The following is a 22,357-nucleotide window of genomic DNA, read 5'->3' as shown; positions in this document are numbered from 1 at the left end:
CGGCGAGTGTTTCCGCGTGTGACGGCCGGCCGCGACATCCGCTCGCCGCGCGCGTAGCCTCGCCTGCACGTCACGATCCGCGAGGAGCAGCCATGTCGACCCATCAGCCGCACGCCGCCGCCGAGTCCCGCCCGGGCCTCGCGACGGGCATGCGCGGTTGCCTCGAGGGGGCCGACTGCTCCAGCCTCCGGCCGGGCCACGAGCTGCATCCCATGCAGGAGCGGCTGTCGCGCATCGCCGCGAGCCGCTGGCTCGACGCGGTCGTGACCGCGACGCACGTCGACGGGTTCGTCGAACTCGTCGACCTCGACGGCGGTGCGCACCGGGTCTGGCACCACGAGGCCCTGCAGGGGCGGCTCGCCGTCGGCGACCCGGTCGCGCTGCACGAGGTCTACGACGTGCTCGCGCGCGGCGACGACCGGTTCAGCGTCGCCGCCGCCTGACCCACGATCGGTCGGCTCAGCTCGCGGGCATCATCGCCTGCATCGAGCCCATCAGCTTCTCCATGGCCATCGCGGCCTGGTCGCAGGCCATCGCGCACATGCGGCAGTGCTCGCTCATCGAGGCGTGCGCCGAGCACTCCTCCGAGCAGGCGCGGCACATCGCGAGGCACGTCTGCATCATCGACATCATGACCTGCATGTCGTAGCCGGTGGTGCGGAGCATCATGCGCATCGTCACGTCGCACACGTCGGCGCAGTTGGAGCACGTCGCGGCGCACCGACCCATGCCCTCGCCCGCATCGGCGTCCGCGCACATCACGCAGGCCTGCGAGCACGCCGTGAGGGCCTCCACGGCCTCCTGCATCATCGACAGGTCCAGGTCCTTCATCGGCATGCCCGATGCCGACATCGCGCCCTTCATCATGTCCATCGTCATGTCCACTCGCGCACCCGCCGTCTCCGGGGCCGGGCGTCGACGTTGCCGGCTGCGGACCCGGCGACCCTGTCGGCGGCCATGGTACGCCGGGGTCGGAGGTGCCAGAAGGGGGTCGCGGGACGGCCGCAGGCATGCGATGGGGGCGGATGCCGCGGCTCGTGGTCCGCGGGCATCCGCCCCGCCGTCGCGACGGCCGGCGCTAGAGCGATGCGGCCTCGGCCTCGCCCTCGGCGACGCGTCCGGTCGCGAGGTCGGCGGCCGCGTCGTCGTAGTCGACGTCCCTGGTCTCCTTCGAGATGAGCAGCGCGACGAGCGTGAGCACGCCCATGGTCGACAGGTAGATGCCGACCGGCCACGGCTGGCCGTCGGCGGCGGCCCACAGGGCGACCGCGATGAGCGGTGCGACGGCGGCGCCGAGGATCGACGACACGTTGTACGCGACGGCCGACCCGGTATACCGGACGTTCGTCGGGAACAGCTCGGGCAGCAGCGCCCCCATGGGGCCGAACGTCGCCCCCATCAGCACGAACCCGAACACCAGGAACGCCTGGGTGAGCGCGCCGGTGAACTTCGGGTCGAGCTGCGGCAGGAGGAACAGGTTGAACGTCAGGCCGAACGCGATGATCGCGCCGGTGACCCAGATGAGCAGGCGCCGACGGCCGATCGCGTCGGCGATCGGGCCCGACAGCAGCGTGAAGACGCCGAAGAACACCACGCCGATGATCTGCATCGTCACGAAGTCGGCGTAGGCGAACCCGAGGCCGGGGTAGAACTGCGCCGCGAAGGCGTTCGCGTCGAAGTCGGCGCCGGATGCCGCGGCGGCGGCCTCCGCGGCCGCCGAGGCGGTCTCGAGGTCGGCCGCCTTGGTGCCGTACGAGAGCGTGAAGTTCGTCATCAGGTAGAAGAGCACGTAGGTCGCCAGCATGATGAAGGTGCCGAGGATCAGCTCCCGCCAGTGGTGCCGGAAGGCCGCTCCGAGGGGCAGCTTGCGGATCGCGCCCTGCTGCGCCGCCGTCGTGAAGGCCTTCGACTCGACGAGCCGCAGTCGCACCCAGAGGCCGACGACGACCATGACGGCGGAGAACAGGAACGGCACGCGCCATCCCCATTCGAAGAACCACTCGCGCGACGGGGCGAGCAGGTTGATCGCGAGGAAGACCCCGTTGGCGATGATGAAGCCGATGGGCGCTCCCAGCTGCGGGAACGTGCCGTACCAGGCGCGCTTGCCCTTCGGCGCGTTCTCGGTGGCGACGAGCGCGGCGCCCGACCATTCGCCGCCGAGCGCGAAGCCCTGCGCCAGGCGCATGACGAGCAGCAGCAGCGCCGCCCACCATCCGACCTGGTCGTACGTCGGCAGCAGGCCGATCAGGAAGGTCGCGATCCCCATGGTGAGCAGCGACGCGACGAGCGTGGCCTTGCGGCCGTGCCGGTCGCCGAAGTGGCCGAAGACGATCGCGCCGACCGGGCGGGCGACCATCGCCGCGCCGAAGACCGCGAACGAGGCGAGCAGCGCGGTGGTGTCGTCGCCGGTCGGGAAGAAGAGGATCGGGAACACGAGCACGGCGGCGGTGGCGTACGCGTAGAAGTCGTAGAACTCGATGGTCGTCCCGACGAGGCTGGCGAGGATCACGCGGCCGCGGGAGTTGGCGGGCGCGGCCGGGGCCGTCGGGGCGGTCCTCGGGTCGGCGGGGGAGGTGGTCGCGGTCATGGCAGGGCAGGACTCCGGTCGTGAGGGGGCCGTCGCGTGGCCGTGGTGGGGCGCGTCGAGCGGGTGGGAATCGCTGCTTGTGGCAACCCTGACACGATACGACCTCCGTCGATCGCCGGCGAGCGGGGCACGACGAGCGGCGGGGGCGATGCGACGAGCGGAGGGCCGGACGATTTCGAGCGGTGGCGGATGTCACGTAAGGTAAGCCTTACCTGACCGAGCCGCGCTCGCGCGGCGCCCCCGTCGAAACGGCCCCAGTGCGAACGATCACCCCGACCCGGAGCGAGCCCATGGCGCTCGACCTGCTCGGCGGCGACCCCTCGGCCCCCGCGCTCGTGACGCCCGCGGGCTCCGTCGACTACGGGGAGCTCGCCGACCGGATCGGCGCGCGGCGCGCCGAGCTCGGGGCCGGGCGACGACTCGTCTTCCTCGCCGGATCGAACACCGTCGACACCGTCGTGACGTACCTCGCGGCGCTCTCCGCGGGGCACCCCCTGCTCTTCGTCGCTCCGGACGGCGGCGCGGCCGACCTCGACGACCTCGTCGCGCGATACGCACCCGACGTGATCGTCCGCGCGCGCGCCGGCGAGGGCGCGGAGATCGAGGACCGAGGCGAGGGCAGCCACCACCGGTTCCACCCCGAGCTCGCACTGCTCGCGAGCACGTCGGGTTCGACGGGCTCGCCGAAGCTCGTCCGCCTCTCGCGGGGCAACGTGCTCGCCAACGCGCGCAGCATCGCCGAGTACCTCCGCCTCGGCCAGGACGACCGGGCGGCCACGACCCTGCCCCCGCATTACTGCTACGGGCTCTCCGTCGTGAACAGCCACCTGGTCGCCGGAGGGAGCCTGCTGCTGTCCGACCGCTCGGTGGTCGAGCCGGAGTTCTGGGCCGAGTTCGACGCGGGCCGGGCGACATCGATCGCCGGCGTGCCCTACACGTACGAACTGCTCGAATCGACGGGCCTGCTCGCGCGCCCCCACCCCACGCTGCGCGCGGTCACCCAGGCCGGCGGGCGACTCGAACCGGAACGGGTGCGACGACTGGCCCGGCTCGGCCGCGAGCGCGGCTTCGAGTTCGTCGTGATGTACGGGCAGACCGAGGCGACCGCGCGCATGGCGTACCTGCCCCCCGAGCACGCCGAGTCCGCGGCTGGATCGATCGGCCGGCCCGTGCCGGGAGGCCGGTTCCGCATCGACGAGACGGTCGGCGGCGGCGAACCGGGGGAGGGCGAGCTCGTCTACTCCGGTCCGAACGTGATGATGGGCTACGCCGAGGCGCCCGCCGACCTGGCGCGGGGTCCCGAGCTCGCCGAGCTCCGCACGGGAGACCTCGCGCGGCGGCGCGCTGACGGGTTCTACGAGATCACCGGACGCCTGAGCCGGTTCGTCAAGGCGTTCGGCCTGCGGATCGACCTCGACCGACTGGAGCGGATGCTCGCCGGCGAGGGCGTCGAGGCGCGCGCGGTCGGCGTGGACGACCGCCTCGCGGTCTTCGTCCGCGAGGAGCGCTCCGTCGCACGCACGGCGGACGCGGTCGCCGCGGCCACCGGCCTGCCGGTGCACGCCTTCGACGTGCACGCGATCGCCGAGTTCCCGCGGACGTCCAACGGCAAGCCGGACCACGCGGCGCTCCGCGCGCACGCGACGCTCCTGCGGGCCGCCGATGCCGCCGTGGGTGGGGCCGAACCGCGTGCCGGCGGGGGGTCGTCGCGATCGGATGCGACGCGGGTCACGCCGCGCGAGCTCCGCGACGTCTACGCCGAACTGCTGGGTCGCCCCGACGCGACGCCCGAGGACAGCTTCACGAGCCTCGGCGGCGACTCCCTGAATTACGTCGAGCTCGTCCTGCGACTCGAATCGCGCCTCGGGGCCGTCCCGGCCGACTGGCCGGGCCGGTCGATCCGCGACCTCGCCGGCGGGCCTGACGAGCCTCCGCGCCGCGCCGCCGCCGAGCCGGCGGACGACGCACGCTCGGCCGCTCCGGACGGACGGTCCCGGCGCCGCCGGTTCGCACGGGTCGAGACCTCCGTCGTGCTCCGCGCCCTCGCGATCCTCCTCATCGTGGCCACGCACGCCGACGTCGTGCAGCTCCAGGGCGGCGCCCACCTGCTGCTCGCCGTCGCCGGCTTCAACCTGGCGCGGTTCCGCCTCGCCGGTGCCGGGCCGGAGCGCGCAGACGGGCGGGCGGACCGGATGCGACGCGTCCGCGGCCTGCTCCGCAGCGCCCGTACCGTGGCCGTGCCGGCGGTGCTCTGGGTCGGCGGCGTGGCCCTCGTCGCCGGGACCTACGACCCGGCCACCGTGGCCCTGTCGAACTGGCTCGTCGCGCCGTACGACGACGGGTGGAGCGACCAGTGGCACCTCTGGTTCCTGGAGGCGCTCGTCTGGGCGATCGTCGTCGTGGCGGCCGTCATCGCGGTGCCGCCGCTCGACTCGTTCGAACGTCGGCGACCGTTCGGCTTCGCGGCCGTCGTCCTCGGGGCCGCCCTGGCGCTGCGCTACCTCGTCTCGGGCGGGGTGACCGCCGGTTCGCCGCTCCACTACGCCCTGCCCGGCGTCGCGTGGCTGATCGCGCTCGGCTGGCTCATCGCCCGCTCGAGCACGACGCGGACCCGGCTCGTCGCGACCGGCGCGGTGCTCGTCACCGTGCCCGGGTTCTTCGGCGATCCCGCCCGCGAGGCGATCGTGATCGTCGGCCTCGGCCTGCTGGTGTGGGCCGGGAGCCTCCCGGTCCCGGCCTTCGCCGTCCGGGCGATCGGGACCGTCGCCACGGCCTCGCTGTTCGTCTACCTCACGCACTGGCAGGTCTACCCGCCGATCGAGGAGGTGTCGCCGCCGCTGGCGATCGTCGCGTCGTTCGCGGTCGGGATCTCGGCCTGGTGGCTCTGGAACCGCGCGGCCGCTCGGATCGCCGCGCGGCCGCTCAGCCGCGGAGCGCGCGCAGTGCCCGCGCGGTGACGACCGCCGCCTCGGCGGCCTCGCGACCCTTGTCCTCCTTGGACCCGGGCAGGCCCGCGCGGTCGAGCCCCTGCTGCTCGTCGTCGAGCGTGAGCACGCCGAAGCCGACCGGTTTGCCCGTGTCGAGCGCCACCCGGGTGAGGCCGTCGGTCGCCGCGGACGACACGTACTCGAAGTGCGGGGTCCCGCCGCGGATGATCACGCCGAGCGCCACGACCGCGTCGGCCCCGGCCTCGAGCGCGGCCTTCGAGACGACCGGGAGTTCGAAGCTGCCGGGGACGCGCACGAGCGAGATCTCGGCGCCGGCCGCCTCGAGGGTGCGGGTCGCGCCGGCGATGAGCCCGTCGGTGATCTCGTCGTGCCAGCTCCCGGCGACGATGACCACGCGGAGGCCGCGGCCGTCGACGTCGAGTTCGGGGGATCCGGCTCCGCTCATGATGCGTGTCCTCTCAGCAGTTCTTCCGCGGCCGCGTCGGTGAGCTGGCCGTCGTCGATCGAGTGTCCCATGCGCGTGCGCTTGGTCTCGAGGTACTGCGCGTTGGCGGCGCCGACCCCGACGACCAGCGGCACCCGGGCGGTGACGCCGATGCCGTGGCGCTCGAGCTGACGCACCTTCTCGGGATTGTTGGTCAGCAGGCGCACGTGACGCACGCCGAGGTCCTCGAGGATCGCGCTCGCCGCCGAGTAGTCGCGGGCGTCGATCGGCAGGCCGAGCGCGAGGTTCGCGTCGAGCGTGTCGAGGCCCTCCTCCTGGAGCCGGTACGCGCGCAGCTTGTTGATCAGCCCGATGCCGCGGCCCTCATGACCGCGGAGGTAGACCACCACGCCGCCGTGCTCGCGGATCGCGGCGAGCGCCGCGTCGAGCTGCGGCCCGCACTCGCACTTCAGCGAGCCGAGCGCCTCGCCGGTCAGGCATTCCGAGTGCACGCGCACGACCGCGCCCTCGGGGTCGGCGGCCGGGTCGCCCGCGATGATCGCGACGTGGTCGGCGCCCGTGCCGCGGTCGCGGTAGGCGCGGACGCGGAAGTCGCCGTGCACCGTGGGCAGCATCGTCTCGACCTCGAACACGACCCGCGAGGTCTCGTCGACCGGCTGGGGGGCCTCGCCCGCGGCGAGGTCCCGCCCCTCGTGGTGCTCCTCCAGCCACTCGATCAGCGCGGCGACCGTCGTGACCGGGAGCCCCTCGCGCTCGCCGAGCTCGATCAGCCCGGGCAGCCGCATCATCTCGCCGTCGTCCGCAACGAGCTCGCCGATCACGCCGACGGGGGCGAGGCCGGCCAGCCGCATGAGGTCGACCGCGGCCTCGGTGTGGCCGGCCCGCTCCCGGACGCCGCCGTCGACCGCGCGGAGCGGGATGATGTGGCCCGGGCGGATCAGGCGGTCCGGCGTCGCCTCGGGGTCGGCGAGGACGCGCAGCGTGTGCGCGCGCTCGCCCGCGGAGATCCCGGTCGACATCCGCTCGGCGGCATCGACCGACACCGTGTACGCGGTGCCGCGGGCGTCCTCGTTGCGCTCGACCATGAGGGGCAGGCCCAGCCGGTCGGCGACCGCGTTGGGCATCGGCGCGCAGAGGAAGCCGCTCGTGTGGCGCACCATCCAGGCGATCCACTCCTGGGTGGCGAACTCCGCGGCCATGATCGCGTCGCCCTCGTTCTCGCGCGCCTCGTCGTCGGCCACGATCACCGGCTTGCCGGCGCGCAGTGCTGCGAGCACCTCCGGCATGGTCGCGAGGCTCATCGGCGGTCTCCGATCGGTTCGGCGAGCGACGAGGGCATCGCGTGGTGGGCGTCGAGGCGCAGCATCCGTTGCACGTGCCGCGCGAGGACGTCGGTCTCGAGGTTGACGCGGTCGCCGACCGCGAGGCCGCCGAGGGTCGTGGCGGCGAGCGTCTCCGGGATCAGCGAGACCTCGAACCACGAGCCGGCGGGTTCGTCGCCGAGCGCGCTGACGGTGAGCGATACGCCGTCCACTGCGATGGAGCCCTTGTCGACCACGAGGGCGGCGAGCGCGTCGGGCAGCGCGAAGCGGATGACGCGCCATTCGTCGCCCGGGCGGATCTCGAGCACCTCGGCGGTGCCGTCGACGTGTCCCTGCACGATGTGGCCGCCGAGCCGATCGCCGACGAGCGCCGCACGTTCGAGGTTCACCGGTCGCCCCTCCGCGACGTCGTCGAGCGTGGACATGCGCAGGGTCTGCGCCATGACGTCGGCGGTGAACGACTCGGCGTCGGAGTCGACGACGGTCAGGCACACGCCCGACACTGCGATCGAGTCGCCGTGCCGCACGCCGTCGACGACCCTGGGTCCGCGCACGGTGAGCCGCACGACGTCGGCGTGCGGCTCGACCCGCGCCACGGCGCCGAGCTCCTCGATGATTCCGGTGAACATTCAGTCCTTCTCTCGGATGGTGGGTTCGGGTGTCGCGCCGGACCTCGGGCGGGCGATGACGAGGAGGTCCTCGCCGAGGCGCACGAGATCGGCGAAGTCGTAGCGGAGGGCGTCGGCGATGGTCGCGACGCCCACGTCGCCGACGGCGGTGCGCGGGCCTCCGATGACGGCCGGGGCGAGGTACACCAGCAGCTCGTCGGCGAGCCCGGCCGCCAGGAAGGCGCTCGCGAGGGTGGGGCCGCCCTCGACGAACAGCGAGCGGATGCCGCGGCGCTGCAGTTCCCCGAGCTCGGCGGCGAGGTCGGTGCCCGGGAACCGGAGCGCCGCGTGGGGGTGCCGCTCGATCGCAGCGCCCGCGGGCACCTCGCGCCGTCCGAACACGACCGGGACCGGCTGGGCGTCCAGCAGCTCGCCGTCCGCGTCCCGGGCCGTCAGCGACGGATCGTCGGTGAGCACCGTGCCGGTGCCGACCGCGATCGCGTCGGCGGCCGAGCGGCGCAGGTGCACGTCGGCGCGCGCCTCGGGGCCGGTGATCCACCGGCTCGACCCGTCGGCCGCAGCGGCCCGCCCGTCGAGGGTCGACGCCCACTTCACGGTCACCCGAGGCCGCCGGGTGCGCGCGGCGAAGAGCCAGTCGCCGAGGAACGCCTCGACCTCGTCGGCGAGCAGCCCGCCCTCGACGTCGACGCCCGCGGCGCGCAGCGTTCCCGCGCCGCCCGACGAATGGTCTCCCGGGTCGTCGACGGCGTACACGACGCGCGCGACGCCCGCATCGATGAGCGCGAGCGCGCACGGACCGGTCCGGCCCGTGTGGTTGCAGGGTTCGAGGGTCACGACCGCGGTGGCGCCGCGCGCCGCGCCGTTCGCGAGTCGCTCGAGCGCGTCGACCTCGGCGTGCGGGGTGCCGGCACCGCGGTGCCATCCCTCGGCGATCGTGCGCCCATCGGAGTCGAGCAGGACGCACCCGACGCGCGGATTCACCCCGCGGGCCGGTCCGCGCTCGGCGAGTTCGAGCGCCCGGCGCATCGCCGCCGCCTCGATCGAGGCTCGCGCGCCCGTGGACATCGGTGCCTGCCTTCCAGACTCCGGGGGTCCCGGCGGCACCGGACACGCCGACGACGCACGGCGCCGCCGGCACGTGCCGCCTCCCATCCGGACTTTCACCGTCGGTCCCGGAATTCCACCGGATCGGCCGGTCGCGCGCGACCGGATGGACGCGCGCTCGCGGTTCGCGGACTGTCACCGCCGGTTCGGACTTGCACCGACCCCGGAGCACGTTGCTCTTCGATTCTAGGTCAACGCCGACGGGTGCAGGCTATTCCCGGGTTCGGGCCGCGCGGCGGGCTCAGCGGCACTCGGCGGCCGCGGCGATCTGCGCCGCGCTCGGCCGGCCGTACGCCTCGATGCCCGCGCCGGGGAGGTCGTAGCCCATGCCGATCGCCCAGGCCGTCGCCCATGTCTCGTGGTCGCCCGAGAACTCGGGACCCTGGAAGATGGTCGCGCACGCCTCCCGCAGCACCTGGACGTGCCCGACCTCGTGCACGACGACGGCCTTGGCGTTCTCGTCGGACCACCACGCCCCCTCGATGCTGTGGCTGAGGGAGATGAGTCCCCAGCCGTCGCCGGCCTCGTCGTGGAAGAACTCGGCGGTGCCGGAGTAGAAGCCGTCGCTCGAGAAGCCGCCCACGTCGTGGGCCCAGGTGACGTCGAACGGGACGTCGAACGAGATCGACCGCGCGAACGCCTCGATCTCGGCGCGGAGGGGGAACTCGGCCAGTCGTGCCGCCTCGGCGGCGTGCGAGGCGCGCACCTCGGCGACGGCCTCGCCGAGGTCGGCGAACCGGGTCGAGTCGCCGGACGAGGTCGTGGGCGAGTGCCGCAGGCCGGCGAGGGCGTCGTCCACGGCGACGCGCGACGAGACGGTGGCCGACGGGCTCTGCTCGAGCGCGGCGACGGCTCGCGCCTCGGTCCCGGCGATGAGCGCCTCCGTGGCCTCGGCGATCGACAGGCTGCCGCCGGCGACCGCGTCGCGCGCGGCGTCGTATCGGGCCGCGGCAGCCTCGCGGGAGGGGATGAGGTCGAGCATGCCGGCCACGTCGGCGTACCGCTCCCACGCGGGGGCGAACGCCTTCGGATCCCCGAGCGCGGCGATCCCTGGGCTCGCGGGCGGTTCGGCGAGGACGGCGCGCGCCTCGTCGATGCTCGCCTGCAGCCTCGCGCGATCCTCCTCGTCGACGAGGTCGCCCAGGGCGATCCCGATGAGGGCATCGCCGCGGTCGATCGCGCTCTCGGCGCGTTCGGCGGTCTCGCGGTAGCCGGCGGCGGCCGCGTCGTACGCGGCGTCGGCGGCGGCCCACGCGGGCCACAGCTCGGCGTGCACCGCGCTCGCGATGACGTGGTGGCCGACCGCCCACGCCGCGACGACGGCGGCGATCACGCCGGCCGCGGCGAACCCGCCCATGCGCCGGGGTACGACCGGGTCGCGGGGCTGGGGCGGAACGCCGACGACCTCGACCGGTTCCCCGGCCGCGGGCGGGGAGACGGCACGCGCGCGCCCGTCCCGCGGCGCCGGCGCTCGCTCCGCGGTCTCGGGGCTGTCGGGGTGGTGCATGCGGTCCTCTCGCGCGTCGACGATCAGACGAGCGCGAGCGCCAACCTACCGTGTCGAGCCACGTCCGAGCATCACGATTCCGTCGCGGATCCGGTCAGCCGGCCGGTGCACCGCCGGACTCGCCGGCGGTTCCCTCGACCAGGCGTCGCGCCGTGCCCTCGTCGACGATGAGATCGGTGATGAGCCCCGCCGCGAGCGCACCCGTCAGGCCGGGGAGCTTGGCCTGTCCGGACACGACGCAGATCCGGCGCGGTGCCCGGCGCAGCACGCTGAAGTCGGGGCCCGTGGCGCGGGAGTTCAGCGGGATCCCGTCGGTCGAGCCGTCCGCGCGGTAGAAGACGGTGGCGACGTCGCCGACGACGCCGTCGCGGCTGAGCGCCCGGTAGTCGGCCGGCTCGAGGTATCCGCCCTGGTAGACGTGGCTCGGCACCTCGGCGAAGGGCGAGCCGATGCCGAAGATCGCCACGTCCATCGCCGCCTGCAGGTCGAGCAGGCGGCGCGTGCTGCGTTCCCGCCAGAACGCCTCCTTCGTCGCCGGGTCGTCGAAGAACGCCGGGACCGGGAACTGCTGCACGCGCGCCCCGAAGGCGTCGCCGAACCGGCGCAGCAGCTCCGATGCGTACAGGATGCCGGTGGTGCGGAGGTTCCCGGCGCCGTTCAGCTGGACGACCTCGGAGTTGTGGGTCGGCTTCGGGGCGAGGTGGCGGCTCATGGCGCTCATGGTCGATCCCCACGCGACGCCGATGGTCTGGTTCGAGTCGATGAACCGGTTGAGAATCCGTGCAGCGGTGAGGGCGACCCGCTCGAGGCGATCGACGTCGCTGGCGTGGTCGGGCACGGGGACGACGTGGGCCGAGACCTCGTGCCGCTCGAGGATCTCCTGCTCCAGCCGGCTCGGCAGTTCCAGCGGCGAGTGGATGGTGATCTCGACCAGCCCCGTCGCGCGGGCATGGCTCAGCAGGCGCGAGACCGAGGATCGCGAGGTGTGGAACTCCGAGGCGATCGCCTCCATCGTGAGGTCCTGCAGGTAGTACAGCTGCGCCGCCCGGAGGGCGTCCCTCGTCTTCCCCGACGGCATCCGGCCGTCCGTCGTCGGTCCCTGGGCGTCAGACTTCGCCATCCCGGATCTCCTGCACGTTCGTTCATTCGGCTTGCAAGTATGTGCGCACCTGCTCACGATGTATTCATCCACAGCCGCGACGCGCACGCAAGCCGTCGTGATCAGCTCGAAAGGACAGCGATGTCGCCCACCACGTCGATGAAGCACCCGTCTCCCTCCGCGCGCACCCGCGCCGAGGTCGCAGCGCTCCGTGACCGGCCGACGGCCGAGGTCGTCATCGTCGGCGGCGGGATCAACGGCATCGCGACCTTCCGCGACCTGGCCCTGCAGGGCGTCGACGTCGTGCTCGTCGAGCGCGACGACTTCGTCTCCGGGGCTTCGTCCGCGTCCAGCCACATGATCCACGGCGGCATCCGCTACCTCGAGAACGGCGAGTTCCGGCTGGTGCACGAGTCGGTGCGCGAGCGCAACGCGCTCCTGCGCATCGCCCCGCACTACGTCAAGCCGCTGCGCACGACGGTGCCGATCTTCTCCACCTTCTCCGGCATCCTGTCCGCGCCGCTGCGCTTCCTCACCCACCGGCAGGGCCGGCCCACCGAGCGCGGCGCGGCGCTCATCAAGGCAGGGCTCACCATCTACGACGCGTTCTCGCGCGACGGGGGGAACGTGCCGCGCCACCGCTTCCTCGGCCGCCGGCGCTCGCTCGCCGAGCTGCCCGCCCTGAACCCCGACCTGAAGTACACCGCGACCTACTACGACGCGAGCATGCACGACCCGGAGCGCCTCGCGCTCGACGTGCTGCACGACGGCCTCGCCGCCGGCGCGCACGCCCGCGCCGCCAACCACCTGGAGGCGGTCGGCCTCGGAGCGGGCGGGGTCCGCGTCCGGGACGGCGTGACGGGGGAGGAGTTCGACCTCGCCGCCGACGTCGTCGTGAACACGACCGGCCCGTGGACCGACCTCACCAACGCCCGGCTGGGCCGGGAGACGATGTTCATGGGCGGCACCAAGGGCTCGCACATCGTGCTCGACAACGACGAGCTCCTGGCCGCCACCGGCGGGCGCGAGATCTTCTTCGAGCACGAGGACGGCCGCATCGTCCTGATCTACCCGCTCAAGGGCCGGGTCATGGTCGGAACCACCGACCTCGAGCACGATATGCGGACGCCGGCCGTGTGCACCGAGGAGGAGGTCGACTACTTCTTCGACCTCGTCGCGCACGTCTTCCCCGGCATCCGGGTCGACCGATCGCAGATCGTGTTCCGGTTCTCCGGCGTGCGGCCGCTGCCGCGCCACGACGACACCCAGCCCGGCTTCGTGAGCCGCGACTACCGCATCGAGCGGGCGGATGTCGCGGAGCGCCCCGGCACCACCCTCCTCAGCCTCGTCGGCGGCAAGTGGACCACGTTCCGTGCGCTCGCGGAGCACCTGTCGGACGAGGTCCTCGGGCTCATCGGCCGTTCCCGCATCCGCTCGACCGAGGGCCTGGCCATCGGCGGCGGCGTCGGGTACCCCACGACCGACGACGCTCGGCTGGTGTGGATCGTGGGCCACGGCGACGGCGTGGGGCGTGAGCGCGCGGAGGTCCTGCTCGACCGGTACGGCACGCGCGCGGAGGCGCTGGTCCGCGCGATCGAGGACCGGCCGGAGTCGCCGCTGCGCGGCGCCGCCGACTACTCGCGCGAGGAGATCGCGTGGATCGCCCGCACCGAGCGCGTGGTGCACCTGTCCGACCTCGTGCTCCGCCGGACGAGCCTGGCGTTCACCGGCGCCGTCACCGCGGCCCTGCTCGACGAGCTCGCCGACATCGTCGGCGACGAGCTGGGCTGGGACGGGCCCGCTCGGCGGGCCGAGGCGGAGGCCGTCCGCCGGGTGCTCGCGGAGCGGCACGGCGTCGCCCTGGCCGAGCCCGCGTCGCTCTGACCGCTGCTCAGCGGGGCGGCTCGCCGCCCCGGCCCAGGCGGTCGCCGAGGAGCCCCGGAAGCTCGGCGAGCGTGCGGATCTCGTGCACGCCCGCCGCGGCGGCATCCGCTGCGTCGGCCGCGGTCGGCCGGGCGCCGGCCCGGTTGAGCCAGACCCCGACGAGGCCGGCCTGCGCGGCGCCGATCGCGTCGGTGCGCAGGCGGTCGCCGACGTACGCGGCCGCTGCGACCGGCTCGTCCGTCGCGAACCGCGCGACGGCGCGCTCGAAGATCCGGCGGTCCGGCTTCGTCACGCCCTCGGCGCCGGATGCCACGAGGTGCTCGATGCGCCCCGGATGCCCGACCTCGAGACCGAGGCGCACGAGCTTGGCGAGCTGGAAGTCGTGCTCGCCGTTCGTGATGATGCCGAAGCGCACGCCGGGCAGCGCCTGCCCGAGCCCGTCGAGGGCGGGCAGGACGTCGCCGTGCAGCGCCCACGACTCGCGGTACCGCTCGAAGTAGGTCGCGAACCACGCGCCCGCCGACTCGTCGTCGAGCGTGTCGCCGTGGGCGTGCGCGAAGTCCGCCGCCCTCGCGCGGCGCTGCTCCTCGAACGTCAGCTCGCCGGCGAGGTAGGCATGGTAGTGCCGCTCCTCGAGCTCGTGCCACAGCGCCTGCGCGGCGGCCTCGTCGGCCGCGTACCCACGCTCGCGGACGTGCATCGCGATGCCCGCCGCGACCGCCTCGCGGTGCGCCATCAGGGTGTCGTCGAGGTCGAACAGCACCAGCGGGCGTCCGCGGCCGTGGCCGCGGCGGTCGCCCGCGCCCGGCACACGGCCGTCGGCGCTCGTCACGGGCGGCGCAGGAACCCGACCCGGTCGTAGACCGTCGCGAGCGTCCGCTCCGCGCGCTCCGACGCCTTCTCGGCCCCGATCGCGAGCAGCCGGTCGAGCTCGGCCGGGTCCTCCATGAGCTCGAGCGTGCGCTCGCGGATCGGGGCGACGCGCTCGACGACCACGTCGGCGAGGTCCTTCTTCAGGTCGCCGTAGCCCTTGCCGTCGTACTCGGCCTCGAGTTCGGGGACCGAGCGGCCCGTCACCGTCGCGTAGATGTCGAGCAGGTTCGCGATGCCCGGCTTGGCCTGCGGGTCGTACCGGATCTCGCGCTCGGTGTCGGTCACGGCACTGCGGATGCGCTTGGCGATGACCTTCGGGTCGTCCATCAGGTTGATCAGGCCGTTCGGGCTCGCCGCCGACTTCGACATCTTGGACGTGGGCTCCTGCAGGTCGTAGATGCGGGCCGACTCCTTCGGGATCATCGCCTCGGGCACCACGAACGTGTCGCCGTAGCGCGAGTTGAAGCGGCCCGCGAGGTCGCGCGTGAGCTCGAGGTGCTGGCGCTGGTCGTCGCCGACCGGCACGAGGTGCGTGCCGTAGAGCAGGATGTCGGCGGCCATCAGCACCGGGTAGGTGAAGAGGCCGACCGTGGTCGACTCGGAGCCGTAGCGCGCCGACTTGTCCTTGAACTGGGTCATGCGGCTCGCCTCGCCGAACCCCGTGAGGGTGCCGAGCACCCAGGCGAGCTCGGCGTGCGCGGGCACGTGCGACTGCACGAACAGGGTCGACCGGTCGGGGTCGACGCCCGCTGCGAGGTACTGCGCCGCGGTGCGGCGGGTCGCCTCGCGCAGCGTCGCCGGCTCCTGCGTGACGGTGATGGCGTGCAGGTCGACGACGCAGTAGATCGGGTCGTGGTCCTCCTGCAGGGCGACCCAGTTCACCAGGGCGCCGAGGTAGTTGCCGAGGTGGAGCGAGTCGCCGGACGGCTGCATGCCGGAGAAGACGACGGGGCGTGCGGTGTTCATCGTGGTGTGGGGGTCCTTCGGTCTCAGATGGCGTAGTCGACGACGACGGGCGCGTGGTCGGACCATCGCTCGTCGTACGCGTCGGCCCGGTCGACGGCGTAGGAGACCATCGCGTCGGCGAGCGCCGGGGTGGCGAGCTGGTAGTCGATGCGCCAGCCGCTGTCGTTGTCGAACGCCTTGCCGCGCCACGACCACCACGTGTACGGGCCGGGGACCTCGCCGGCGGAGCGGCGGCCGAGGTCGACCCAGCCGAACCCGGCGCCGGCGTTGTAGCGCTCGTCGCCCTCGGCCCCCATGAAGCGGTCGAAGTACGCGCGCTCCTCGGGCAGGAAACCCGCGCGCTTGACGTTGCCCTTCCAGTTCTTGATGTCGAGGGTGCGATGGCCGACGTTCAGGTCGCCCACCACCACGGCCAGCTCGTGCGACGCGAGCTCCGACATCCGCTCGCCCATCGCATCGAGGAACCGGTACTTGTCGACCTGCTTCGGCGTCTCGGCCTCGCCGGACGGGACGTAGCAGCTGACGACCGTGACGATGCGGTCGTTCACCTCGTAGTCGGCTTCGAGCCAGCGCCCGGCCGTGTCGTGGTCCTCGGCGCCCAGCTCGACGCGGTGGATGCGCGCGCCCGAGCGACTGGCGATCGCGACGCCCGCGCGGCCCTTCGCCGTCGCGGGGTCGTGCAGGATGCTCCACTCGTCGCCGAGCAGCGAGGCGAGGTCGTCGGTCGAGGCCCGCACCTCCTGGAGGGCGAGGATGTCGACGTCGCGGGCGGCCAGCCACGCCCCCATGCCGCGGCGGAAGGCCGCTCGGACCCCGTTCACGTTGGCGGTGGCGACGCGGAGCGGGGCGGCGGAGGGCATGCCTTCGATCCTAGGCGAGGCGGCCGACGTCGCCGTCGCGGCGACGGCGACGCCGGCGCCGCTCACGCGCGGCCGCCGCGGCGTCCTCGACGGCGTGCTCGGCATCGGCGACGGCGAGCTCGGCGTCCGCCAGGTCGGCCTCGGCCCGGACCAGGCGGCGCCGGCCGCGGAGCCAGCCGAACCACCCCGCCTCCTCCATCTCGTCGCGCACCGCTCGCACCGCGCGCCGCCGCTCGGCCGCCTCCGCCCGTCGCTCGGCGAGGACGGCCTCCGCCGCGCGCTGGTCGGGCGTCACCGGGCGGAGGGTGTCGTCGGCGTCTGCGGTCTCGATCGCGATCCACGCGGCGGCGACGAGGATCACGACGCTGGCGAGCCGGAACCACAGCAGGAGCCCGATGAACACCGTGAACGTCGCGAGCAGGGGGTTGCTCGTCGTGGCGCTGACGAGCACGCCGCCGAGCACGTGCAGGATGCTCAGCGCACCCGAGCCGAGCAGCGAGCCGGTCCACATGCGCCGCCACGGGACGGCCGCCCCGGACATGAAGCGGAAGAGCACCGCGAGCGCGGCCGTGTCGATCACGAAGACGACGATGAGCGACCCGATGCGCAGGCCGTTCGACATGACGGGCGACGCGGCATCCGCCGGCAGGCCGAACAGGTCGAGGAGCGCGTCCAGCAACGTGGTCGCGACGATCGAGAGCAGGGCGGCCACGACGAGCGCGAGCCCGAACCCCAGCGAGGCGAGGAAGTCGCGGAACTTCAGGATGACGTACGAGCGCTCGTCGCGGGGCAGGCCGAACGTGCTCCGGACCGCCAGGCGCGTGTACGTGATCCAGCTGATCGCGGTCCAGATCAGGCCCGCGAGCGCGACCGCGCCGGTGAGCCCGAAGAGGCTGGTGCTCGCCTCGGTGACGTCGACGAGGTCCTCGTCGGTGATGAGGCCCTTCGGCCCGATCAGGCCGGGCGCGTACGTGTTGATGAGCGTGACGAGCGCCTGGAGCGTGGCCGGGCTCGACGTGAGCCACAGGCCCGCGATGGCGAACGCCACGTAGACGGCGGCGAACGTGGCGAACAGCGCCTGGTAGCTCATCCCCGCCGACAGCAGGAAGCCGTTGCGCTGCAGGAAGTGCCGCCACACCCTGACCGGGAAGAACTGCATGGTTCGCCGGGTCAGATCCGTCATCCGCGCGATCGGCTCGTCGAAGCGCATGCGCAGGTCGCGAGGGTCGGGGCCGGCACGCCCGGAGGACGCGGTCGAGCCGCCCGCGCCCGCATCCGGGTCGCGTCGCGTCCGCCCGTTCCGTCCCACGCGATCACCCTAGCCAGTGCCCGGCGGTCCGGAGACGAGGACGGGGCCGGCGTCCGAGGACGCCGGCCCCGTGCGAGGCGTCGGGAGCCGCTAGGGCTTGCCGCGCATGATGGCCTGCTTGACCTCGGCGATGGCCTTGGTCACCTCGATGCCGCGGGGGCACGCGTCGGTGCAGTTGAAGGTCGTGCGGCAGCGCCACACGCCCTCCTTGTCGTTCAGGATGTCGAGGCGCACCTTCGCCTCATCGTCGCGCGAGTCGAAGATGAAGCGGTGCGCATTCACGATCGCCGCGGGGCCGAAGTACTGCCCGTCGGTCCAGAACACCGGGCACGACGAGGTGCACGCCGCGCACAGGATGCACTTGGTCGTGTCGTCGAAGCGCGCCCGCTCGGCGACGTTCTGGATCCGCTCCTTGCCGGGCTCCGGCTCGGTGCGGGCCTGGAGGAACGGCTGCACCTCGCGGTAGCTGGCGAAGAAGGGCTCCATGTCGACCACGAGGTCCTTCTCGAGCGGCAGGCCCTTGATGGCCTCGACGTAGATCGGCTTCGTGATGTCGAGGTCCTTGATCAGCGTCTTGCACGCGAGCCGGTTGCGGCCGTTGATCCGCATGGCGTCGGAGCCGCAGATCCCGTGCGCGCACGAGCGTCGGAAGGTCAGCGAGCCGTCCTGCTCCCACTTGATCTTGTGCAGCGCGTCGAGCACGCGATCGGTCGCGTACATCTCGACGTCGAAGTCCTGCCAGCGCGGCTCCGAGTCGACCTCGGGGTCGAACCGCCGGATCAGGAAGGTGACGGTGAACGACTGCGTCCCGGCATCCCTGCCGGTCGACGTGTTCTCGAGCGTGGCGGTCGTCACGTCAGTACTTCCTCTCCATGGGCTGGTATCGGGTGATCGTCACCGGCTTCCAGTCGAGCCGGATGTGATCGGTGGCGACCGACGAGTGGGCGTCGCCCGACAGGTAGGCCATCGTGTGCTGCATGAACTTCTCGTCGTCGCGGTCCGGGAAGTCGTCGCGCATGTGGCCGCCGCGGCTCTCGTCGCGGTTCGCGGCCGAGGCGACGACGACCTCGGCGAGGTCGAGCAGGAACCCGAGCTCGACCGCCTCGAGGAGGTCGGTGTTGAACCGCTTCCCCTTGTCTTGCACGGCGATGTTGCGGTACCGCTCGCGCAGCCCCGCGATCACGGATGCCACGTGCGCCAGCGACTCCGCCGTGCGGAACACCTGCGCGCCCTTGTCCATCTCGTCCTGCAGCTCCTTGCGGATCGCGGCGATCCGCTCGGTGCCGTTCGAGTCGCGGAGCATCTCGAGCATGCGGCGCACGTCGCCCGCCGGATCGTCGGGCAGCGGGGTGAAGTCGACGCCCGAGTTCACGTACTCGACCGCGTTGCGGCCCGCGCGCTTGCCGAAGACGTTGATGTCGAGCAGCGAGTTCGTGCCCAGGCGGTTCGAGCCGTGGACCGAGACGCACGCGCACTCGCCGGCGGCGTAGAGCCCCGGGACCACCGTGGTGTTGTCGCGCAGCACCTCGGCCTCGACGTTGGTGGGGATGCCGCCCATCGCGTAGTGCGCGGTCGGCATGACCGGCACGGGCTCGTAGACCGGGTCGACCCCGAGGTAGGTGCGCGCGAACTCGGTGATGTCGGGGAGCTTGGTCTCGAGGACCTCGGCGCCGAGGTGCGTGCAGTCCAGGAGCACGTAGTCCTTGTCGGGGCCGGCGCCGCGTCCCTCCGCGACCTCCTGCACCATGCAGCGGGCGACGATGTCGCGCGGTGCGAGGTCCTTGATGGTGGGGGCGTAGCGCTCCATGAACCGCTCGCCGGAGGCGTTGCGGAGGATCGCGCCCTCGCCGCGGGCACCCTCGGTGAGGAGGATGCCGAGCCCGGCGAGCCCGGTCGGGTGGAACTGGAAGAACTCCATGTCCTCGAGGGGGAGGCCCTTGCGCCAGATGATGCCCACGCCGTCGCCGGTGAGGGTGTGCGCGTTCGAGGTGGTCTTGTAGATCTTGCCGAATCCGCCGGTCGCGAAGATCACGGCCTTGGCCTGGAACACGTGCAGCTCACCGGTGGCGAGCTCGTAGGCGACGACGCCCGACGGCTGGGGCACGCCGTCGACCTCGGTCATGACGAGGTCGAGCGCGTAGAACTCGTTGTAGAACTCGATGCCGAGCTTCACGCAGTTCTGGAAGAGCGTCTGCAGGATCATGTGGCCGGTGCGGTCGGCCGCGTAGCAGGAGCGGCGGACCGGCGCCTTGCCGTGGTCGCGGGTGTGCCCGCCGAATCGGCGCTGGTCGATCTTGCCGTCGGGCGTGCGGTTGAAGGGCAGGCCCATGTTCTCGAGGTCGATGACCGCGTCGATGGCCTCCTTGGCGAGGATCTCGGCCGCGTCCTGGTCGACGAGGTAGTCGCCGCCCTTGACCGTGTCGAAGGTGTGCCACTCCCAGCTGTCCTCCTCGACGTTCGCCAGCGCGGCGGCCATGCCGCCCTGGGCGGCGCCCGTGTGCGAGCGCGTCGGGTAGAGCTTGGAGATGACGGCGGTGCGCGCTCCGGGGCCCGCCTCGATGGCGGCCCGCATGCCGGCGCCGCCGGCGCCCACGATGACGATGTCGAACTGGTGGTGGTGCACGCCGTCGACGATCGTCGACTCGGCGCTCGCGGTCTGGGGGTTCACGTGACTCCTATGCGGCGGGGCAGAACGAGGGGAGCAGGTCGGCGGGCGAACCGGCGGGGCACGGGTCGAAGGTGAACACGACCAGGGTGCCGAGCACGATGAGCACGGCGGCGGATGCCACGAGCGCGAGCTTCAGCAGCTCCTGCACCATGCCCGGGTTCGTGTAGTCGTTGATCAGCGTGCGCATGCCGTTGGCGCCGTGGATGAGGGCCAGCCACAGCATCAGGACATCCCACCACTGCCAGAACGGCGAGGCCCACTTGCCGGCGACGAAGCCGAAGTCGATGGCCTTCACGCCCTCGCCGACCATGAGGTTGGCGAAGAGGTGGCCGAAGATCAGCACGAGCAGGATCACGCCGGAGGCGCGCATGTAGATCCAGCCCCACTTCTCGAGGTTCACGCCGCGGCGGGGTGCGGGTCGAGCGGGGGTGCGCGGGGATTCGATGACGGTCATCTCGGCGCTCCTAGTGGCTGAAGACGTTGATCAGGTGGCGCGGGGTGAAGGCGAGCATCGTGAGCACCCACAGCGCGATGACGACGTAGAAGAGGACCCTCTGGTTCCGCATGGCCCACGACCAGAAGTCGACCAGGATGACGCGCAGCCCGTTGAACGCGTGGAACACGATCGCGCCGACGAGCGCGACCTCGCCGAGGCCCATGATCGGCGTCTGGTACGCGGCGATGACCGCGTTGTACGCCTCGGGGCTCACGCGCACGAGCGACGTGTCGAGGATGTGCACCAAGAGGAAGAAGAAGATCGCGACTCCCGTGATGCGGTGCAGCACCCACGACCACATTCCCTCGCGGCCGCGGTAGAGCGTGCCGCCCGGCTTCTCGCTCGCCGGCTTCTCGGGTGCGGTCGGGGTCCGTGTCGTCGTTGTTGACATGGACAACCCTCCTGGCGGTGTGCGTCGCTCGCCCCACTGCGGGCGCGACGGGACCGATGGCCCGGATCCGAGTCTAATCCCGTCCGACGGGTGCTCCGGTCGCCACCGCGTCCATCCGGCGCCGCGTGGCTATCCTGAACGGATGCAACAGGCTCCCCTCGACCGCTTCTACAGCGTCATCCCCGCGGGCGGGGTCGGCTCCAGGCTCTGGCCGCTGTCGCGCGCCGATGCGCCCAAGTTCCTCCACGACCTCACCGGGTCCGGCCAGACCCTGCTGCGCGACACGTGGGAACGGCTCGCGCCGCTCTCGGGCGAGCAGCGGATCATGGTCGTCACCGGCCGCGCGCACCGGGCGGCGGTCGAGTCGCAGCTGCCCGAGCTGGCCGACGCCAACATCGTCCTCGAGAGCGAGCCGCGCGACTCGACCGCGGCGATCGGGCTGGCGGCGGCGATCCTCGAGCGACGCGAGCCGGGCGTGGTCATCGGCTCGTTCGCCGCCGATCACGTCATCTCCGGCGGCGCGCTGTTCCGCGAGGCCGTCACCGCCGCCGTGGCGGTCGCCGAGGCCGGGTACATCGCGACCATCGGCATCACGCCGACCGAGCCCGCGGTGGGATTCGGCTACATCGAGTGCGGCGAGCCGCTCGAGCTGGGCGGGCACGAGCACGTCTCCGCCGTGTCGAGCTTCGTGGAGAAGCCCGACCTCGAGACGGCCAGGTCGTACCTCGAGGGCGGGCGCCACCTCTGGAACGCGGGGATGTTCATCGCGCGCGCCGACCTGCTGCTCGCCGAGATCGCCCGGACGAAGCCCGAGCTGCATGCCGGGCTCGTCGAGCTCGCCGAGGCCTGGGACGACCCGGCGACGCGCGGACCCGCGGTCGATCGCATCTGGCCCACGCTCGAGAAGATCGCCATCGACTACTCGGTCGCCGAGCCCGCGGCCGCGGCCGGCCGCATGGCCGTCATCCGGGGGCACTTCCAGTGGGACGACGTGGGCGACTTCGCGTCGCTCGCCAAGCTCAACTCGCCGGGCGGCGCGGGCGAGCTGGCCATCCTCGGCGAGAACGCGCGCGTGCTCGCGGACGCCTCGAGCGGGATCGTCGTGAGCCGCGCCGATCGGGTCATCAGCCTGATCGGGGTGCGCGATATCGTCGTGGTGGACACGCCCGACGCGCTGCTCGTCACGACGAGCGAGCACGCGCAGCGGGTGAAGGCGGTCGTCGACGCGCTGCGGCTCGGCGGCTCGAACGACGTGCTGTAGGCACGGGA

20 protein-coding genes and 1 riboswitch are annotated in these 22,357 nt (G+C 72.6%); of the genes, 4 read left to right on the top strand and 16 right to left on the bottom strand.

What is annotated here, in order from left to right:
• Positions 1-92: 92 nt before the first annotated feature.
• Complete coding sequence (locus ACUY4T_RS13890) at positions 93-443, top strand: hypothetical protein (protein ID WP_446019558.1); 351 nt, start codon at positions 93-95, stop codon at positions 441-443.
• Between the two features lie 16 nt (positions 444-459).
• Here ACUY4T_RS13890 and ACUY4T_RS13885 read toward each other — a convergent pair whose 3' ends face one another.
• Together ACUY4T_RS13885 and ACUY4T_RS13880 are read right to left on the bottom strand one after the other, a co-directional pair.
• The gene (locus tag ACUY4T_RS13885) at positions 460-879 is read right to left on the bottom strand and encodes a four-helix bundle copper-binding protein (protein WP_511261473.1); all 420 of its coding nucleotides are present in this window, start codon (positions 877-879) and stop codon (positions 460-462) included.
• 199 nt (positions 880-1,078) lie between these two features.
• Positions 1,079-2,587, bottom strand: coding sequence for an MFS transporter (locus ACUY4T_RS13880; RefSeq protein ID WP_446019556.1), 1,509 nt, complete (start codon positions 2,585-2,587; stop codon positions 1,079-1,081).
• 257 nt (positions 2,588-2,844) lie between these two features.
• Here ACUY4T_RS13880 and ACUY4T_RS13875 point away from each other — a divergent pair, with 257 nt between their 5' ends.
• Complete coding sequence (locus ACUY4T_RS13875; protein WP_446019555.1) at positions 2,845-5,544, top strand: AMP-binding protein; 2,700 nt, start codon at positions 2,845-2,847, stop codon at positions 5,542-5,544.
• Here ACUY4T_RS13875 and ribH read toward each other — a convergent pair.
• The 6 genes from ribH to ACUY4T_RS13845 all read right to left on the bottom strand — a co-directional run bounded on the left by ribH (position 5,510) and on the right by ACUY4T_RS13845 (position 11,662).
• Positions 5,510-5,980 carry a 6,7-dimethyl-8-ribityllumazine synthase gene (gene ribH, locus ACUY4T_RS13870; RefSeq protein WP_446019554.1) on the bottom strand — a complete coding sequence of 157 codons (471 nt, stop codon included), beginning with the start codon at positions 5,978-5,980 and terminating at the stop codon, positions 5,510-5,512. The two genes, ACUY4T_RS13875 and ribH, sit on opposite strands and share 35 nt — an antisense overlap.
• Positions 5,977-7,281 carry a GTP cyclohydrolase II gene (gene ribA / locus ACUY4T_RS13865; protein WP_446019553.1) on the bottom strand — a complete coding sequence of 435 codons (1,305 nt, stop codon included), beginning with the start codon at positions 7,279-7,281 and terminating at the stop codon, positions 5,977-5,979. The genes ribH and ribA overlap by 4 nt, the downstream gene beginning before the upstream one ends.
• Positions 7,278-7,931 (bottom strand): riboflavin synthase, encoded by a 654-nt coding sequence (locus ACUY4T_RS13860; RefSeq protein ID WP_446019552.1) that lies wholly within the window; start codon positions 7,929-7,931, stop codon positions 7,278-7,280. Before ACUY4T_RS13860 ends, ribA begins: the two co-directional genes overlap by 4 nt.
• A complete protein-coding gene (gene ribD / locus ACUY4T_RS13855) occupies positions 7,932-8,996 on the bottom strand; it encodes a bifunctional diaminohydroxyphosphoribosylaminopyrimidine deaminase/5-amino-6-(5-phosphoribosylamino)uracil reductase RibD (RefSeq protein WP_446019551.1) in 1,065 nt (354 codons plus the stop codon).
• A 70-nt stretch (positions 8,997-9,066) separates the two neighbouring features.
• Positions 9,067-9,210: riboswitch (FMN riboswitch) on the bottom strand.
• Positions 9,211-9,276: 66 nt separating this feature from the next.
• Positions 9,277-10,542, bottom strand: a complete 1,266-nt coding sequence (locus tag ACUY4T_RS13850) for a hypothetical protein (RefSeq protein ID WP_446019550.1) — start codon at positions 10,540-10,542, stop codon at positions 9,277-9,279.
• Positions 10,543-10,636: 94 nt separating this feature from the next.
• Positions 10,637-11,662, bottom strand: coding sequence for a sugar-binding transcriptional regulator (locus ACUY4T_RS13845; RefSeq protein ID WP_446019549.1), 1,026 nt, complete (start codon positions 11,660-11,662; stop codon positions 10,637-10,639).
• 120 nt (positions 11,663-11,782) lie between these two features.
• Between ACUY4T_RS13845 and ACUY4T_RS13840 the strand changes: the two genes are divergently transcribed.
• Positions 11,783-13,525, top strand: a complete 1,743-nt coding sequence (locus ACUY4T_RS13840; RefSeq protein WP_446019548.1) for a glycerol-3-phosphate dehydrogenase/oxidase — start codon at positions 11,783-11,785, stop codon at positions 13,523-13,525.
• 7 nt (positions 13,526-13,532) lie between these two features.
• Here the strand turns inward: ACUY4T_RS13840 and ACUY4T_RS13835 are convergent, their stop codons facing one another.
• From ACUY4T_RS13835 to sdhC, 8 genes are all read right to left on the bottom strand, one after another.
• On the bottom strand, positions 13,533-14,357 hold the full coding sequence (locus tag ACUY4T_RS13835) for an HAD family hydrolase (RefSeq protein ID WP_446019547.1): 825 nt from the start codon (positions 14,355-14,357) through the stop codon (positions 13,533-13,535).
• Complete coding sequence (gene trpS / locus ACUY4T_RS13830; protein WP_446019546.1) at positions 14,354-15,364, bottom strand: tryptophan--tRNA ligase; 1,011 nt, start codon at positions 15,362-15,364, stop codon at positions 14,354-14,356. The genes ACUY4T_RS13835 and trpS overlap by 4 nt, the downstream gene beginning before the upstream one ends.
• A 23-nt stretch (positions 15,365-15,387) precedes the next feature.
• Positions 15,388-16,224, bottom strand: coding sequence for an exodeoxyribonuclease III (locus tag ACUY4T_RS13825; protein WP_446019545.1), 837 nt, complete (start codon positions 16,222-16,224; stop codon positions 15,388-15,390).
• A 10-nt stretch (positions 16,225-16,234) separates the two neighbouring features.
• Positions 16,235-17,533: a YihY/virulence factor BrkB family protein gene (locus tag ACUY4T_RS13820; RefSeq protein WP_446019544.1), complete on the bottom strand. Its 1,299-nt coding sequence runs from the start codon at positions 17,531-17,533 to the stop codon at positions 16,235-16,237.
• Positions 17,534-17,623: 90 nt separating this feature from the next.
• Positions 17,624-18,388: a succinate dehydrogenase iron-sulfur subunit gene (locus ACUY4T_RS13815; RefSeq protein ID WP_446019543.1), complete on the bottom strand. Its 765-nt coding sequence runs from the start codon at positions 18,386-18,388 to the stop codon at positions 17,624-17,626.
• 1 nt (position 18,389) lies between these two features.
• On the bottom strand, positions 18,390-20,201 hold the full coding sequence (sdhA, locus tag ACUY4T_RS13810; protein ID WP_446019542.1) for a succinate dehydrogenase flavoprotein subunit: 1,812 nt from the start codon (positions 20,199-20,201) through the stop codon (positions 18,390-18,392).
• 7 nt (positions 20,202-20,208) lie between these two features.
• Entirely contained in the window at positions 20,209-20,655 is a 447-nt protein-coding gene (locus ACUY4T_RS13805) for a succinate dehydrogenase hydrophobic membrane anchor subunit (RefSeq protein WP_446019541.1), read from the bottom strand.
• Between the two features lie 10 nt (positions 20,656-20,665).
• Positions 20,666-21,088: a succinate dehydrogenase, cytochrome b556 subunit gene (gene sdhC, locus ACUY4T_RS13800; RefSeq protein WP_446019540.1), complete on the bottom strand. Its 423-nt coding sequence runs from the start codon at positions 21,086-21,088 to the stop codon at positions 20,666-20,668.
• A gap of 142 nt (positions 21,089-21,230) precedes the next feature.
• On the opposite strand from sdhC, the gene ACUY4T_RS13795 reads away from it, so the two are divergent.
• A complete protein-coding gene (locus tag ACUY4T_RS13795; protein WP_446019539.1) occupies positions 21,231-22,349 on the top strand; it encodes a mannose-1-phosphate guanylyltransferase in 1,119 nt (372 codons plus the stop codon).
• Positions 22,350-22,357 lie beyond the last annotated feature (8 nt).

This window comes from Agromyces arachidis (assembly GCF_052805135.1).
Note: the sequence above shows the minus strand (reverse complement) of the source record. Positions and strands in the feature narration are given on the sequence as shown.